This is a genomic window from Seonamhaeicola marinus (genome assembly GCF_008085455.1).
Genome location: NZ_VSDQ01000644.1, coordinates 1 through 441 on the forward strand (window position 1 = coordinate 1; position 441 = coordinate 441).

Annotated in this window: 1 protein-coding gene; it reads left to right on the forward strand. The window is 30.6% G+C overall.

Annotation, left to right across the window (positions count from 1 at the left end; translation table 11 throughout):
• Positions 1 to 15: 15 nt before the first annotated feature.
• A partial coding sequence (locus FUA24_RS10995; RefSeq protein WP_449441429.1) for an amino acid kinase family protein occupies positions 16 to 441 on the forward strand: 426 nt, incomplete at its 3' end.

Genomic DNA, 441 nt, shown 5'->3' on the forward strand with positions numbered 1-441 from the left:
TCAATTCATTAAAAAATGAAGGTTTTAAAATTTGGAGGAACATCTGTAGGTTCTTCAAAAAACATAAATAACGTAATAAACATTTTAGAAAACACCTCAAAAAACAGCGCTGTTGCATGCGTTGTATCTGCTGTTGGTGGCATAACCGATAAATTATTATTAGCTGGTAAAAAAGCACAAAATAAAGAAGCAGACTTTACCGACGTTTTTAATACCATTAAGCAAACACATATAGCAATAGTTAATGAGTTAATTCCAGAAAATAATGAAGCGGTCATTGCTTATGTTGAAACACAACTTAGTGCGCTTAAAAACTTATTAGATGGTATTTTTTTAATAAATGAATTATCACCTAAAACATCCGATAAATTAGTGAGTTTTGGCGAGTTGTTATCTTCTTTTATTATTGCCGAAACCATAAAAAGCAGAGGATTATCTGCT